The sequence below is a fragment of the Micromonospora sp. WMMD735 genome, assembly GCF_049178995.1.
In the GTDB taxonomy this organism is placed as follows: Bacteria; Actinomycetota; Actinomycetes; order Mycobacteriales; family Micromonosporaceae; genus Micromonospora; species Micromonospora wenchangensis.
Genome location: NZ_JBMHMJ010000002.1, coordinates 270,723 through 286,670, shown reverse-complemented (window position 1 = coordinate 286,670; position 15,948 = coordinate 270,723). Strand labels below are relative to the sequence as shown.

At 75.2% G+C, this 15,948-nt stretch carries 3 protein-coding genes and 1 pseudogene (1 of these 4 cut by a window edge); all 4 read right to left on the bottom strand.

The window, feature by feature from the left end; all coding sequences use genetic code 11:
* Positions 1-2: 2 nt before the first annotated feature.
* Positions 3-6,203, bottom strand: a complete 6,201-nt coding sequence (locus ACN268_RS01430; protein ID WP_421486790.1) for an SDR family NAD(P)-dependent oxidoreductase — start codon at positions 6,201-6,203, stop codon at positions 3-5.
* Positions 6,189-8,684: pseudogene (locus ACN268_RS01425) on the bottom strand (type I polyketide synthase); the annotation flags it as partial. The pseudogene ACN268_RS01425 and the gene ACN268_RS01430, both read right to left, overlap by 15 nt.
* 35 nt (positions 8,685-8,719) lie before the next feature.
* A complete protein-coding gene (locus ACN268_RS01420) occupies positions 8,720-15,565 on the bottom strand; it encodes an SDR family NAD(P)-dependent oxidoreductase (protein WP_421481345.1) in 6,846 nt (2,281 codons plus the stop codon).
* A 20-nt stretch (positions 15,566-15,585) separates the two neighbouring features.
* Positions 15,586-15,948, bottom strand: the 3' end of a protein-coding gene (locus tag ACN268_RS01415) for an L-histidine N(alpha)-methyltransferase (RefSeq protein ID WP_421481344.1). Its footprint extends 18,624 nt past the window's final position; only the last 363 of its 18,987 coding nucleotides appear in the window; its start codon lies off the right edge, out of view; the stop codon is at positions 15,586-15,588.

Below are 15,948 nucleotides of genomic sequence, written 5' to 3'. Positions count from 1 at the left end.
GGCTATTCTTCCTCACTCAGTCGAGCGACTACCACATCGGCGAGCACCTGCGGGGTGTGGCATTCATAGAGCACGTCCGCCGCCCATTCCAGACCGGTCAACGCGACCAGGTGGTCGCGCAGTTCCAGCGCGGTGACCGACGACAACCCCAGGTCGAAGAACTCGTCACCGGGGTCGATGTCGGAGGCGGAGTCGTGCCCGAGTACGGCCGCCGTCAGTTTCCGCACCCCCGCCAGGACCTCGGCGTTCCACCGGTCACGGGGCAACCGCGTCAGCGCCGCCCGCAACTCGCCGGACGGAGCGGGGTCCTCCGGCGCGACGGCGGACGGCGCGGCGGCGGACGGCGCGTGGGCGGCGGACGGCGCGTGGGCGGCGGACGGCGCGTGGGCGGCAGACGGCGCGTGGGCGGCGGACGGCTCCACCGCGACCGCGACCGCGACCGCCGGACCGGTCGGTTCGTCGTCGGCGTACTCGCCGACGAACACCCCCTCCGGCCGGATCCGTGTCACGGGGTACCGCTGCGCGATGACCGCGCACAGCCGGCCCCTGGCCAGGGCGTCCACCTCCGGTGGAAGGTCGACGACATGGTCGGCGACCGGGAGCGAGGCGTCCCGGGTGAGCGCCCACGACGGCACCCCGGGCACCACGACCGGCTCGGCGCCGGGCAGGGCGATCACCAGGTCCGGTCGCCCGGTGACGTCGACCGTCACCCGGGCGCCGTGTCGGGCCAGCGCGCCGGCGAGGGCATCGGTCAGGTCCGGGTCACCGCCGGGCGGTGGCACCAGTGCGACGGTCCCGTCCAGCACCGGTGGTGCGACGTCCGGCACCAGCCGCCACCGCACCGGCCGCCGGACCGCACCGGGCCGCAACCGGGCCACGGCCGCGAGAACCTGCTGCGGTGTCTCGTCGCCACGCAGGCCCAGCATGCCGAGGGCGACCTGCGGGTCCCCGGACCCGAGCGCATCCCAGAGGGCATCCGCGGCGGGTCGGCGCGCGGTGGCCGCGACGGGCGTCGGCACCGGCTCGGGCCAGAACCGGCGCGCCTGGAACGGGTACCGCGGCAGCGGGCAGCGCCGGGGCTCGCGGCCCGCGTACACGGCCGGCCAGTCGACGTGGAGGCCGTGCGTGTGGAGGGTGCCGACGGCCGCGAGAGCGGCGTGGACCGCTGGCCGGCCCCGTCGGGCCAGCGCGACCGAGGACACCGGCGCCTGCGGCAGACAGGCGTGCACGGCCGGAGCCAGCACGGTGTCCGGTCCCAGTTCCAGAAACGCGGTGCCACCCGCCCGCTCCGCCTCGTGCACCGCGTCGACGAAGCGCACGGCACCGCGAAGCTGGTCCACCCAGTAGGCCGGCGAGATCAGTTTCTCCTCGGTCCGTACCGTGGCGACGACCGGAATCCGGGGCTGCTGGAATCCGAGTGTCTCGGCGACCGCCCGGAACCCGGCGAGCGCCGGTTCCACCCGGGCCGAGTGGAACGCGACCGCGACCCGCAGACGCCGGTGGCGGTGTCCACGGTCGGCCAGCACCCCGGCGACCTCCAGCACCGCGTCCTCGTCCCCGGAGAGCACGACCGCGTCCGGGCCGTTGACCGCGGCGATCGACACCCGGTCCCCGTAGCCGGCCAGCAGCGGCAGGACCTGCGCCTCGGCGGCGCGGACGGACACCATCGCGCCGCCGGCCGGCAGGTCGGCCAGGGCCCGCCCCCGGGCCGTGACCAGCGTGGCGGCGTCACCGAGCGCGAGCATGCCCGCCACGTACGCCGCGGACAGTTCACCGATCGAGTGGCCGATCAGCAGGTCGGGTCGCAGCCCCCACGAGGTGACGAGGCGGAACTGGGCCACCTGGAGGGCGAACAGGGCGGGCTGCGTGTACTCCGTGCGGTCGATCAGGTCGCCGTCGCCGAACACCACCTCGGGCAGCGGCGTGTCCAGGGTGAAGTGTGCGCTCACCTCGTCGAAGGCGCGGGCGTACTCGGGGAACGTCTCGTACAGTCCGCGGCCCATCCCCCGCAGTTGGCTGCCCTGGCCGGTGAACACCAGGACCAGCCGCTGCCGCGTGGCGGTGGCCCGCAGCACGCTGAGGTCGGTCCGCCCCGAGGCGAGCGCGGCCAGCCCGGCCCGCAGCTGCGTCTCGTCCCCGCCGGTGACCATCGCCCGGTGCCGGTGGGTGGCGCGGGTGGTGGCCAGTGAGTACGCCACCGACGCCGGATCCGTGGCGGTGGCAGCCGCCAGCCGGGCCGCCTGTTCCCGCAGCGCACCCTCGGACCGCGCCGACAGCAGCCACGGCACCCCGTCGAGGACCGGCCGTTCCCCGTCCGGCTCCGGCTCCGGCGGTGCCTCCTCGATCACCACGTGGGCGTTGGTGCCGCTGATGCCGAACGACGACACGCCCATGCGTCGCGGCACCTCGTGCCGCGGCCAGGGCTGCGCCGCCGTCAGCAGCGCCACGTTCCCGGCGGACCAGTCCACGTGCCGGGACGGCTCGTCGACGTGCAGGCTGCGCGGCAGCAGGCCGTGCCGCAGCGCCAACACCGCCTTGATCACCCCGGCCACACCGGCTGCCGCCTGGGTGTGTCCGAGGTTGGACTTGATCGAACCGAGCCACAGCGGCCGGGGGCGCTCGGCGCCGTACACCGCGAGCACCGCCTGCGCCTCGATCGGATCGCCGAGTGCCGTGCCCGTGCCGTGCGCCTCCACCGCGCCGACGTCGCACGGGCGCAGCCCGGCGGCGTTCAGCGCCGCCCGGATCACCCGCTCCTGGGCCGGCCCGTTCGGCGCGGTGAGCCCGTTGCTCGCCCCGTCGGAGTTGACCGCGCTGCCGCGCAGCACCGCCAGCACCCGGTGGCCCTGCTCGCGCGCCCGCGACAGCCGCTCGACGAGGACCACACCGACGCCCTCGCCCAGGCCGGTCCCGTCGGCTGCCGCGGCGAACGGCTTGCACCGGCCGTCCGCGGCGAGTCCGCGCTGGCGGCTGAACTCCACGAACACCGCGGGCGTGGCCAGCACGGTCACCCCGCCGGCGAACGCGAGGTCGCACTCCCCCGCCCGGATCGCCTGCGCGGCCAGGTGCAACGCCACCAGCGACGACGAGCAGGCGGTGTCCACGGTGACCGCCGGGCCCTCCAACCCGAAGGTGTACGCGATCCGTCCGGACAGCACGCCCCCACCGACGCCCGGGGCGAGGAACCCCTCGGCGGAGCCGCCCTCCAGCAACCGTCCGTAGTCCTGGTACATGGCACCCATGAACACGCCGGTTCGGCTGCCCCGCAGGACGCCCGGGTCGATGCCGGCGTCCTCGCAGGTCTCCCAGACGGTCTCCAACAGCAGCCGCTGCTGGGGATCCATCGCCACGGCCTCCCGTGGCGACACCCCGAAGAACGCGGCGTCGAACCCGCCGGCATCCGCAAGGAAACCACCCGACCGGGCGTACGAGGTGCCTGGCGCATCCGGGTCCGGATCGTGCAGGTCGGCGAGCGGCCAGCCGCGATCGTCGGGGAACGGCACGATCGCGTCCCGTCCGGCGACCAGCAGGTCCCACAGGTCCTCCGGGCCACGGACACCGCCGGGCAACCGGCAGCCGACGCCGACCAGCACCACCGGATCGTCTGCGGCACCGGTCGCGGCGGCGACGTCCCGGACGGTGACCGGTTGATCCGCGCCGGCCAGGCGTTCGTCGAGGTGCCGGGCCAGCGCAGCCGGGTTGGGGTGGTCGAACGCGAGCGTGGCGGGCAGCCGCAGCCCGGTGGCGCCGGCGAGCCGGTTGCGCAGTTGGACCGCGCTGAGCGAGCCCAGCCCCACCGTCTTGAACGCCCCGTCCGGGTCGATCGCGTCGGGGGAGGCGTGCCCCAGCACGGCGGCGGCGTGCGCGAGGACGAGGTCGAGCAGCATCCGGTGCCGGTCGGCCGGGGTCCTGCCGGCGAGTCGGCCCGCCAGCTCGGAGGCGAGGGCACCGCCGCGTGCGGCCAGCCGCCGCACCGGCGCCCCGGCGAGGTCCCGCAGCACCGGCGGTACGGCGTCGCCGGTGGCCCGCAGTGCGGGCAGGTCGAGCCGGACCGCAACGAGCACCGGCACGGCGGTGGTGAGGGCGGCGTCCAACGCCGCCAGCGCGGCTTCGCGGGGCAGCGGCAGGAACCCCGAGCGGCGGAACCGCGACATGTCGGCCTGGCCGGTCATCGCACTCTCGTCAACCCACATGCCCCAGGCCACCGAGACGCCGGGAAGCCCGGCGGCCCGGCGGACCCGGGCCAGCGCGTCCAGGGCGGCGTTGGCCGCACCGTAGTTGGCCTGGCCGAGCCCGCCGAACACGCCCACCGCTGAGGAGAACATGATCAGCCGGGCCTGCGGAAGCAGTTCGTGCAGGAGCCAGGCCGCGTCGACCTTCGGACGCAGCACCCGGGCGAGCCGTTCCGGCGTCAGGTCCGTCACCAGGCCGTCGTCAAGCAGACCGGCGGCATGCACCACCGTGGTGACGGCGGTCGTGCCGAGCAGCGCCGTCAGCTCCGCCCGGTCCGCGACGTCGCAGGCGACCACCGCGACCCGGGCACCGCCCGCGCTCAGCTCCGCGGCGAGGGCAGCCGCCTGCGGGGCCTGTGGGCCGCGTCGACTCGCCAGCACCAGGTCGCGGACGCCGCATTCGTGCACCAGGTGCCGGGCGACGATGCCGCCGAGCGTGCCCGAGGCACCGGTCACCAGGACGGTGCCGAGGTCACCTGGGGGTTCACCCGTCGGTGACACCCGGACCAGTCGTAGCTCCCGCGCGGCCCCGGCGGCGAGGCCCAGTTGCGGCTCGTCCGCGGCCAACGCGGCCGGCACCGCCGCGATGGTGGCGTCGTCGCCGTCGGCGAGATCGAGCACCGCCAGGCGGTCCGGGTGCTCCAGCTGCGCGCAGCGCACCAGCGCCGCCGCCGCAGCCTCGCCGGGGTCGTCGAGCACCCGCCGGGTGACCATGACGAGGGTGGCGGTGGCCCCGCGCTCGTCGGCGAGCCACTCCTGCACCGTGGCGAGAGCCCGCTCGGCGGCTGCGGCGGGTGGGCCGGTCGGGGCAGGGACGAGCACGAACCGGGCGGCCTCGTCACTCGGCGTCACGCGCAGCAGTCGCGCCAGGGCGGGGTCACGGACCGTGTACCCGACTGCTGATCCGTCCGGCAGGGGGCGGGGTGTCCACTGTGGAAGCAGCAGGTCGCCGTGGTCGGGCGGGCCGAGCGCGCCGTCCGGGAGCGGACTGAGCAGCAGGGACCGTACCGACGCGACAGGTGCCCCCGACGGGTCGGTCAGCTCGATACGGACGCCACCGTCCCCGGTGCCCGTGAGGGTGGCCCGGACGGTGTCGGCACCTGTCGCGTGCACCCGGATCCCGGTCCACTCGAACGGCAGCGCGGGCCGGTCCTGCGTCCCGGTCCCGAAGTCCCCGAGCGCCACCGGGTGCAGGCAGGCGTCCAGCAGCGCGGGATGGATGCCGAATCCACCGGGCTCGACGCCGGGCAGGGCGACCTCGGCGTACAGGTGCGCGTGGTCGCGCCACAGCGCCCGGACGCCCCGGAACTGCGGCCCGTACCGGAGCCCGGCACTGGCCAACCGGTCGTAGAGGTGCTCCACGTCGAGCTGCTCGGCGTCCGCCGGGGGCCAGGCCGTGGCCGTCGGCGGCGGCAGGTCACCGCCCGCGGTGAGCACGGCGGTGGCGTGCAGCGTCCAGCCGCCGGTGCCGACCCGACCGTGCACGGTCAGCTCCCGTGCGCCGTCCGCCCCGGGTTCACCGGTCTCGATCCGCAGCCGGACCTCGGCGTCCTCGGGCACCACGACGGGAACGAGCAGGGTCAGTTGGGCGATCACCGGGCAACCGGCCTCGTCACCGGCCCGGGACACCATGTCCACCACGGCCGCGCCGGGGAGCACGACGCGCCCCTGGACGGTGTGGTCGGCCAGCCACGGGTGGGTGGCAACCGACAGCCGGCCGGTGAGCACGATCCGGTCGGCACCGGACACGGCGGCCCGCAGGACGGGATGTTCGACGGCGTCCAGGCCGAGCGCGCCCGGGTCTGCGCCGCCGGCCGGCAGCCAGTACCGCTCGGTCACGAACGCGGTGGTGGGCAGCTCGACCGCCCGGGTGCCGGGCCACACCACCGACCAGTCCGGCCGGACGCCCTGCACGTGCAGCTGGGCCAACGCCCGGACCATCTGCTCCGGTCCGCCCTCGTCACGCCGCAACGTGTGCAGGACGGCGACGTCGGCGTCGAGCGCGTCCACCGTCTCCTGGGCACCGGTCGACACCACCGGGTGCGGGCTGACCTCCAGCAGGGTGGTGCAGCCGTGGCGGGCGAGGGCGGTGACCGCCTCGTCGAAGCGGACCGGCTCGCGCAGGTTGCGGTACCAGTAGTCGGCGTCGAGCGGGTCGTCGCCGTCGATCCATCGGCCCTCGACGCTGGAGAAGAAGGGCACGACGGGTCGGGTCGGGGTCACCGGGGCCAGGGCGTCGCGGACCTTGTCCCTCACCCGTTCCACGTGCGCGCTGTGGGAGGCGTAGTCCACGTCCACCCGGCGGGCCCGTACGTCCTCGGCCTCCAGCTCGGCGAGCAGTTCGTCGAGCGCGTCGCCGTCACCGGAGACCACGACCGAGGAGGTGCCGTTGACCGCGGCCAGCGACAGCCGACCGGTCCAGGCGCGCAGGCGCTCGCGCATCTGCCCGGCGGACAACGCCACCGACATCATGCCGCCGAGACCGGACAGCTGCGTCAGGGCTCGGCTGCGCAGTGCCACCACCCGGGCGGCGTCCGGCAGGGTCAGTGCCCCGGCGACGTACGCGGCGGCGATCTCACCCTGGCTGTGGCCGGCGACCGCGGCCGGTGTCACGCCCACCGAACGCCACACCTCGGCCAGTGCCACCATCATCGCGAACAGCACCGGCTGCACGATGTCGACCCGGTCGTAGTCCTGCTCGCCGCGCAGCACGGCGGTCAGGTCGAAGTCGACGTACGGCGCGAGAGCGGCCTCGCACTCGGCGATCTGCCTGCGGAAGACCGGGCTGCCCGCCAACAGGCCCACCGCCATCTGCCGCCACTGCGATCCCTGCCCGGGGAAGAGGAACGCCACCGGACCGGGTGCCCCGGTGACGCCCTCCACCACGGCCGGCGACGGCCGTCCCGCGGCGACGGCGGCGAGACCGGCGAGCAGTTCGTCGCGGTCGGCACCGCACACCACGGCCCGGTGCTCCCGTCCCGTCCGCGTGGTGACCAGCGACGACGCGACGTCCCACGGGTCCAGGTCGGGTCGGGCTCCCAGATGGGCGGCCAGCCCCGCGGCCTGGGCGCGCAGACCCGCCGGGGTGCAGCCGGACACGGCCCAGGCGTAGGGCCAGCGTCCACCGGGATCGGCCACCGGCGTCGGTGCGGCAGCCGGGGGCTCCTCGAGGATGACGTGGGCGTTGGTGCCGCTGACACCGAAGGACGAGACGGCCGCGCGGCGCGGTTCGTCGCCGGCCGGCCAACCGACCGGCTCGGTCAGCAGCTCGACGGCGCCGGCCGACCAGTCCACGTACGGCGTGGGCCGGTCCAGGTGCAGCGTGCGCGGCAGCACCCCGTGCCGCATGGCCATGACCATCTTGATGATCCCGGCGACGCCCGCCGCGGCCTGGGTGTGCCCGAGGTTGGACTTGATCGAGCCCAGCCGCAGGGGGACGGGGCGTTCCCGGCCGTAGACGGCGAGCACCGCCTGCGCCTCGACCGGGTCGCCCAGCGGGGTGCCGGTGCCGTGCGCCTCGACCACCGCCACCTGGGCCGGGGTGAGACCGGCGTCGACCAGGGCTTCCTGGATCACGCGGCGCTGGGCGGGGCCGTTCGGGGCGGTCAGTCCGTTGCTGGCCCCGTCCGAGTTGACGGCGAGGCCACGGATCGTCGCGTGGATCCACCGGCGGGCCGCCCTCGCGGCGGAGTGCCGTTCCAGCACCAGCACGCCGACGCCCTCGGACCAGGCGGTGCCGTCGGCCGCCGCCGCGAACGGCTTGCACCGCCCGTCCGGGGCGAGCCCGCGCTGCCGGCTGAACTCGACGAACGCGTCAGGCGTGGCCATCACGGTCACGCCGCCGACCAGCGCCATGTCGCATTCGCCGCGTTGCAGGGCCCGGACCGCCTGGTGCAGTGCGACGAGCGACGACGAGCATGCGGTGTCCACGGTGACGGCGGGGCCACGCAGGCCGAGCTGGTAGGCGACCCGCCCCGACACGACGCTGCCGCCGCCCTGGGCGCCGTGGTAGTCGTGGTGCATGGCCCCGACGTACACCCCGGTACGGGTGTCGCGCAGCGTCACCGGGTCGATGCCGGCCCGTTCCACCGCCTCCCACGAGGTCTGCAGGATCAGCCGCTGCTGGGGATCGGTGTAGGCCGCCTCCTTCGGGGAGATCCCGAAGAAGGCGGCGTCGAAGGCCGCGGCGTCGTGCAGGAATCCGCCGTCACGGACCGTGGAGGTGCCCGGGTGGTCGGGGTCGGGGTGGTAGAGGGCGTCCACGTCCCAGCCACGGTCGCGGGGGAACCCGGTGATGCCGTCGCGGCCCTCGGCGACCATGGACCACAGGTCCTCCGGTGAGTCGACACCGCCGGGGTAGTGGCAGGCGATGCCGACGATGGCGACCGGCTCGGCGGACCTGCTCTCCGCCGCGCGCAGCCGCTGGCGGGTGACCTGCAGTTCCGCGGTGACGCGGCGCAGGTAGTCCCGGAGCTTGTCCTCGGTGGTCATCGGTCCTCCTGACCCGCAACGGGGCTGCCGAGCTCAGCGTCGATCATGGCGAACACCTCGTCGTCCGTCGCGGCGGCGAACACGTCCGGCGGGGCGGCGTCGGGGGCAGGGGTGAGGGCGGTGAGCAGGTCCCGTACCCGCTGCACCACCCGGGTCCGGGACACGTCGTCGGTGGCCGCCGCCCCGGTCAGGCCGACGGCGACGCGGTCGAAGTCGGCGAAGAGGGTCGGCAGTTCATCGGTGCCGGTGGCGTCGTCGAAGCGGCCGGCGAGGTGCTCCACCAGGTCGCCGGGGGTGGGGTGGTCGAAGACGAGGGTGGCCTCCAGGGCCAGTCCGAGCGCCGCGCCGAGGCGGTTGCGGAACTCCACCGAGCTCAACGAGTCGAATCCGAGTTCTTGGAAGGAGCGTTCCGGATCGACCGCGCCGGCTCCGGCGTACCCGAGCACGGCGGCGGCCTCACCGCGGACCAGGCCGGCGAGGCGGGCCCGCCGCACGGCCGGGCTCAGTTCGGCCAGGCCCGGCCCACGCAGACCGGGATCGACCGCGCCTGCCGGCGCGTCGGTCAGCAGTCCACGCAACATCGGGGGCACGACCGCTGACGCCCGGGTGTGCAGCCGCAGCGCGACCACGTCCGGTTCCGTGCCGGCCAGGGCGGTGTCCAGCAGGTGCAGTCCGGCGTCGACCGTCAGCCGGTCGAGGCCCGCGCGGGCGAGGCGGTCCCGGTCGGCGGTCATGCCGTCGTCGAGGTCCCAGGGGCCCCAGGCGATCGAGACCACCCGTCCGCCCGCCGCGACCCGGTGCCGGGCCAGCGCATCCAGGTACGCGTTGGCTGCCGCGTAGTTGCCCTGGCCGGGTCCGCCGAGCACACCCGCCACCGACGAGAAGAACACCGTCTCGGCGTCCGGCAGCAGCTCGGTCAGCCGGTCGGCGCCGGTGGCCTTGGCCCGCCACACGTTCTCCAGTCGGGTGGCGTCCAGCGCGGTCACCACGCCGTCGTCGAGCACCCCGGCCGCGTGCACCACCGTGGTGACCGTGCGGCCGGCGAGCAGCGCGGTCAGCGCCGCGCGGTCGCCGACGTCGCAGGCGGCGGCCTCGACGCGGGCGTCCAGGCCGGACAGTCCGGCGGGGACCAGGCCACCGCGGCTGACCAGCAGCACGTCGGTGACCCCGTGCCGGGCGACCAGGTGACGAACCACGGGGACGGCGAGGCCACCGCTGCCGCCGGTGACGAGCAGCGTGCCCCGCTCGCGCGGCGGCACCGGCCCGGTCACGGGGACGCGGACCAGCCGGGGCGTCAGGAGCCGACCGTCCCTGACCGCGAGCTGCGGCTCGTCCGCGGCCAGCGCCCGCAGCAGGGCGTCCGGGGCACCCGCCCCGTCGAGCTCGACGAGGGTGAACCGGCCCGGATGCTCCGACTGCGCCGAACGCAGCAGTCCCCACGCGGCGGCCGTCGTCGGGTCCGGGTCGGTGGCGACGAAGACCAGCCGCGCGGCACCGAACCGGTCGTGTTCGAGCCAGTGCCGTGCCTGGGCGAGCACCTCCCGGGTCACCGCGAGCGCGGCGTCCGCCGACGACCCGGCCCCGGCGACGGGCACGATCACCACCTCGGGGACCTCGGACAACTGCGTCAGGGTGTCGGCCCGGGTCACTGTCACACCGGCCGTGGCGAGCGACGCGCCGACACCGGGGCGGTCCGGGCCCACGACGGCACACCGGCCGGGCGGGCCGGCGGGCGGGAGGTCGTCGAGGGGCACCCAGTCGACGCGGTACAGCGGGCTGTCCGGGGCCCCGGACGGCCGCAGGGTCACCGCGTCCACCGAGGCGAGGAGCCCGCCGGTGGCGTCGGTGAGCCGCACCGCGACGGTGCCCGCCCGGACCGGGGTGACGCGGGCGCGCGCGGTGACCGCCCCGGTCGTGGCGACCCGGACCGAGGACCAGGCGAACGGCAGGTGCGCCCGCTCGTCGGGGACGAATCCGCCCAGGGCCACCGCGTGCAGCGCGGCGTCGAGCAGGACCGGGTGCAGGGCGTACGGGCCGGCGTCGCCGCCGGGCACGCAGACGTCCGCGTACACCGCATCGCCGGCCCGCCAGGCGCGCAGCAGACCCCGGAAGGCGGGACCGTAGCCGGGCAGCCGGTCGTAGAATCCGCCGAGGTCGACCTCCTCGGCGTCGCCGGGCAGCGGTGGCGGCTCGGTCGCGGCGGTGTCGACGGGGGCGAGCACGCCTGTCGCATGCCGGATCCAGGTCGGCTCCCCGACGGCACGGGCGTGCACCTCGAAGGCGCGCCGCCCGTCGTCGCCGGGCAGCGCCGCGCTGAGCCGCACGTCGGTGTCGCCGAACGGGAGTGGCGTCCCGAGGACCAACTCGGCGACCACCGGACGGCCGAGCCGGTCGCCGGCCCGCAGGGCCAGGTCGACGAAGAACGTCCCGGGGACCAGCGTGGTCCCGTCGACGGTGTGGTCGGCCAGCCAGGCGTGTTCGTCCTGCGCGATCCTGGCCAGCAGGACGTGGCCGTCGGGCAGCTCCACCAGGTCGGGCAGCTCCAGCAGGGCGGGCCGGGACCGGCCCGAGTGACCGCCGGTGGCGACCCAGTGCCGGTCCCGGGCGAACGGGTAGCCGGGCAGGGAGAGCCGGCGCGGGCGGGCGGGCAGCGGCGGGGTGATCTCGGCCCCGGTGACCCACGCGGCGGCGAGTGCCGCCAGGTCGTCCCCCGCCGCCGCACCGGCCGCCCCCCGCCGACGGCCGCGATGACAGCCGTCACCGGTACGCAGCGCCGCCACGAGTTCGGCGGTGGTCGTGGCCACGACGGCGAGCCGCTCGTCGAAGTGCTCGCGCCCGGCCCACAACGTGTACGCCAGCGCGCCCGGATCCACGGCGACGGTCGCCGTGGCCAGGGCGGCCGTGAGGCCGGCGGCGGTGGTCTCCCCGTCGATCGGCGGGCAGGTCCCGAACACCGCCTCGACCCGGTGGGCGAGATCGGTCAGGCGCGGAAAGTCCAGTCCCAACTCCACGAACGGCTCGTCCGGTAGCGCCGTCGGCGCACCGGCCCGGGCCAGCAACGCGCCCACCGTCGCGGCCACGTCCCCACCGGTGTTCTCCAGGTGGGCCACGAGCCGGCCGACGGTCTCGTCGAGGCGGACGGTGTCCCGGGCGGACACCACGAACAGGTGCGGCGCGGCCGGTTCCGGTACGGCCGGCGGTACGGGCCACTCGGCGAGGACGACGTGCGCGTTGGCCCCGCCCGCACCGAACGAGCTGATCGCTGCGGCCCGGTGCCCGTGCGCACGAGCCGGCCAGGGCGCCCGCTCGCGCTGCACCCGGAACCGGGAGGTCTCCCACCGCACCGCGCTGGTCGGCGGGTCGGCGTGCAGCGAGGGCACCAGTTCCCGGTGGCGCAACTGGAGCACGACCTTGGTGAGCGCCGCGATGCCGGCGGCCGACTCCAGATGCCCGATGTTCGACTTGACCGATCCGAGCGGCCATGGTCCGCGGCCGGCCCCGATCCGGTCGAACGCCTGCTCCAGTGCGGCCACCTCGATCGGGTCACCGAGGCTGGTGCCGGTGCCGTGCGCCTCCAGGTAGCCCAGGTCGTCGGGGTCCACCGCGGCGTGTCGGATCGAGGCGGCGATCAGGGCCGCCTGGGACGCCGGGTTCGGCACGGAGAAGCCGGCGGTACGGCCGCCGTGGTTCACCGCGGTCCCCCGGATGACCGCGTGCACGTGGTCACCGTCGCGCACCGCGTCCCGCAGCGGGCGCAGCAGCACCACGCCGACCCCTTCGCCGGGCACGTAGCCGTCCCCGTCCTCGCCGAAGGCGCGGCAACGCCCGTCGCTGGACAGGAAGGAGGACTGGCTCAGCAACAGGTACTTGTTCGGGTGCACGGCCAGGTTGACGCCACCGGCCAGGGCCGCCTCGCACTCCCCCCGGCGGATGGCTTCGACGGCCAGGTGCAACGTGGTGAGCGAGGACGAGCACATGCTGTCCAGGGCGATGCTGGGGCCGCGCAGGTCCAGGAAGTACGACACCCGGTTGGCGATCGATGCGCTGAACGACGAGGGCACCGGTTCGGGTGCCGCGTCGACGCCGTACAGCTGGTACTGGTTGTACATCACGCCGGCGAACACGCCCACGGACCGGCCGCGCCAGGCCGACGGCGCGTGACCGGCCTCCTCGAACGCGTGCCACGACTCCTGCAGGAACAGCCGCTCCTGCGGGTCGAGCACGGCCGCCTCCTTCGGCGAGACGTGGAAGAACCCGGCGTCGAACTCGTCGACGCCATCGAGGAATCCGCCCCACTTGCCGTACGACCTGCCGGGCGTCCGCCGGTCCTCGGAGTAGATCGCCGAGTGGTCCCACCGGTCCGCGGGCACCGTCGTGATGCAGTCGCGGCCGTCGCGCAGGTTCACCCAGAACTCGTCCAGGTCGCGGGCCATCGGGTAGCGGCCGCTGATCCCCACGACGGCCACCGCGTCGTCGCCGTCGGGGATCGCATCGTCGCCGTCGGGGGCCGGTCCGGCCGTCACCGCTGCCGGGGTGTCCGCCGTGGCGTCGTCCGGCGTGAACGCGGCGGCTATCCGGGCCGCGTCCCCGGCCAGGACCACGACGTGGGAGCGGCCGCTGCCCACCGCCCGTAGCAGCACGTCGACCGCGAGCGGGGTGTCCATCGCCCGCAATCCCATCCGGCGCAACCCGGCGGCGTCGACCGGCATGCCGCCCTCCGCCCAGGCCGGCCACCCCACCGACACGATGTCGCGGCGGCTGCCGGCGAACAGGTCCAGGAAGGCGTTCGCGCAGGCGTAGTCGGCCTGACCGGGGTTGCCCCAGGTGCCGGCGGTGGAGGAACACAGCACCAGGAAGTCCAGGGTGAGGTGCCGGGTGGCCGCCTCGACGTGCCGCGCGCCGTCGACCTTCGGGGCGAGCACCGCACGGACGTCCTCGGCCCGTTTGCCCGTCAGGAGCCCGTCGCGCAGCACCCCGGCGGCGTGCACGACCCCGTGCAGGGCACCGAAGCGGTCCACGGCGGCGCGCACCGCCCGGTGCACATCGTCCGCCCTGGTCACATCCATCACGACGGTGAGCACCTCGGCGCCGAGAGCGGTCAGTTCGCCGACCACGGACGGGTCCGCGCCCGTGCGTCCGCCGAGCACGAGCCGTGCCCGGACCGACCGGGCCAGGTGCCGGGCCAGGGCGAGGCCCACCCCGCCGAGGCCTCCGGTGATCAGGTAGACGCCGTGTTGCCGCAGCGGGCCGCCGCCCTGCGGCTCCGGCATCGTGCGGACGACGCGGACCTGCCGCGTGGTGTCGACGTACCGCACCTCCACGTCGGGCAGCCCGGCCGCGAGTTCGGCCAGCGCGTCGGACCGGTGCGGCGAACGGACCACCGCGGCCCGGGTGCCCGGCCTCTCCCGCAGCAGGGTCCGGAACAGGCCGGCGACCGCCGCTACGGGCGCGTCGTCGTCCTCGACGTGGCAGACCAGCCGCAGGGCGTCCCGGCCTGCGTCGGACGCGGCCCTGAGGAACTCGGTCAGGGCGACCGCCTCACCGGTGACGTCCGACGGGTCGACGGGCTGCCACACCACCCCGGCGGAGGTGGGCCCGATCGCGTCCGGCCACCGGCTCCGGGTGTGCGCCCCGATGGTGACCACCCGGGCCGGAGGCGGTCCGGGCGGCAGCGGAGCCGGACGCCAGAGCGACTCGAACCACACCGTCTCGGCCGGGACCGGAATCCCGGCGGCCGGCACCGTGGGCGGCGCGGACACCGCCGCGAACCCCCGCAGATGCTCGGCCAGCAGAGCGAACGTGTTGTGCTCGAACAGCAGGGTCGGGGAGAAGTCGACACCGAACGCCTGCTCCAGGTCGGCCGCGATGCCCAGCAACGCCGAGGAGTCCATGCCGAGCTCGTAGAACCCGGCCGTCTCGTCGAAGTCCGGGCGACCGAGCCTCGCCTCGATCAGCTCACGGACGATCCGCCCGGTGTCCGGTCCGGCCGGAGGGTACGCGTCGAGACGGGTGATGGCCGCCGTGTCGCGGATCCGCTTGGACGTCAGCCCGTGCAGCCATGCCACAACGGTCCCGTCCTCGGCATGGAACTCCAGGTCGCAGGTGGTGAGATCCCCATCCGGGCCGGCCGGACGCGGCGGGGTGGCGTGCACCAGGGTCCGGGCGCCCAGCGGGCCCCGGGCCCGGACCGATTCGATCAGCATCGGCACGTACGGGCGGGCCTCGGCACCCGGCGGTGCGGTGGCGAACCGGGTGGGCAGCAGTGTCGAGGAGTCGAGCGCGGCGGGGTGCAGGTGGAAGTACCCGGCGTAGCCGGCGGCCGGTGGGCTCAGCGACAGTTCGGCGAGCAGTTCGTCCGGTCCGACGTGCAGGGTGCCGAGGGCCCGCATGAACTCGCCGTGTTCGATGCCGGTGGCGCGGGCCGTCGCGTACAGCTCGGTCATGTCGACGGTCTGCCGTGCCGTGGCCCGCAGTGCGGGCAGGTCCCGACGCCGTCGCGGGAACGGAAGGCCCAGGTGCAGCTGACAGTCCAGCACCGGTTCGCTGTCCCCACGGGGGCGACGCGTCCCGGTGACCGACACCCGGAAGTGACCGTCACCGCGGGCGAAACGCACCGTCAGTTCCGTGTCGAAGTCCGGGCCGGCGGCGACCGGGTTGCGGAACAGCACCCGGCGCAGCTCGACGCCGTCCGGGTCGACGCCACGCGCCCGCACCACGCGGAAGATGATGTCGAGGAAGGACACTCCGGGCAGGATCCGGGTGCCGTGGATGCGGTGGTCGCGTACCACAGGATCGCTGCTGCGGATGACGACGGTGCAGGCCAGACCATCCAAGGAGTCCACCGGACCTTCTCCCCCGCGCACTAGAACTGGATCTCGAAGAACGGCGCGAACGACTCCGGGCCGTGGTCGTGCCCGTGGCCGTTGGCTGACGTCGACACCGGTCCGTCGAACCAGAACCGGCGTCGCCGGTACCGCGGTGGCTCCAGCGGTTCACGCACCCGGGCCTGGGGCGGCGCCTGCCGCACCACCACGTGGGCGTTGGTGCCGCCGAAGCCGAACGAGCTGACCCCGGCCCGGCGTACGCCGTCGCGTCCGGTCCAGTCGCGCAGCTCGCGGACCGGGAACAGTGGTGACCTGTCGAACTCGAAGCGCCGGTTGAGCGTCGCGCAGTGCAGGGTGGGCGGCAGCTGCCCGTGGTGCACGGACAGGACCGTCTTGATCAG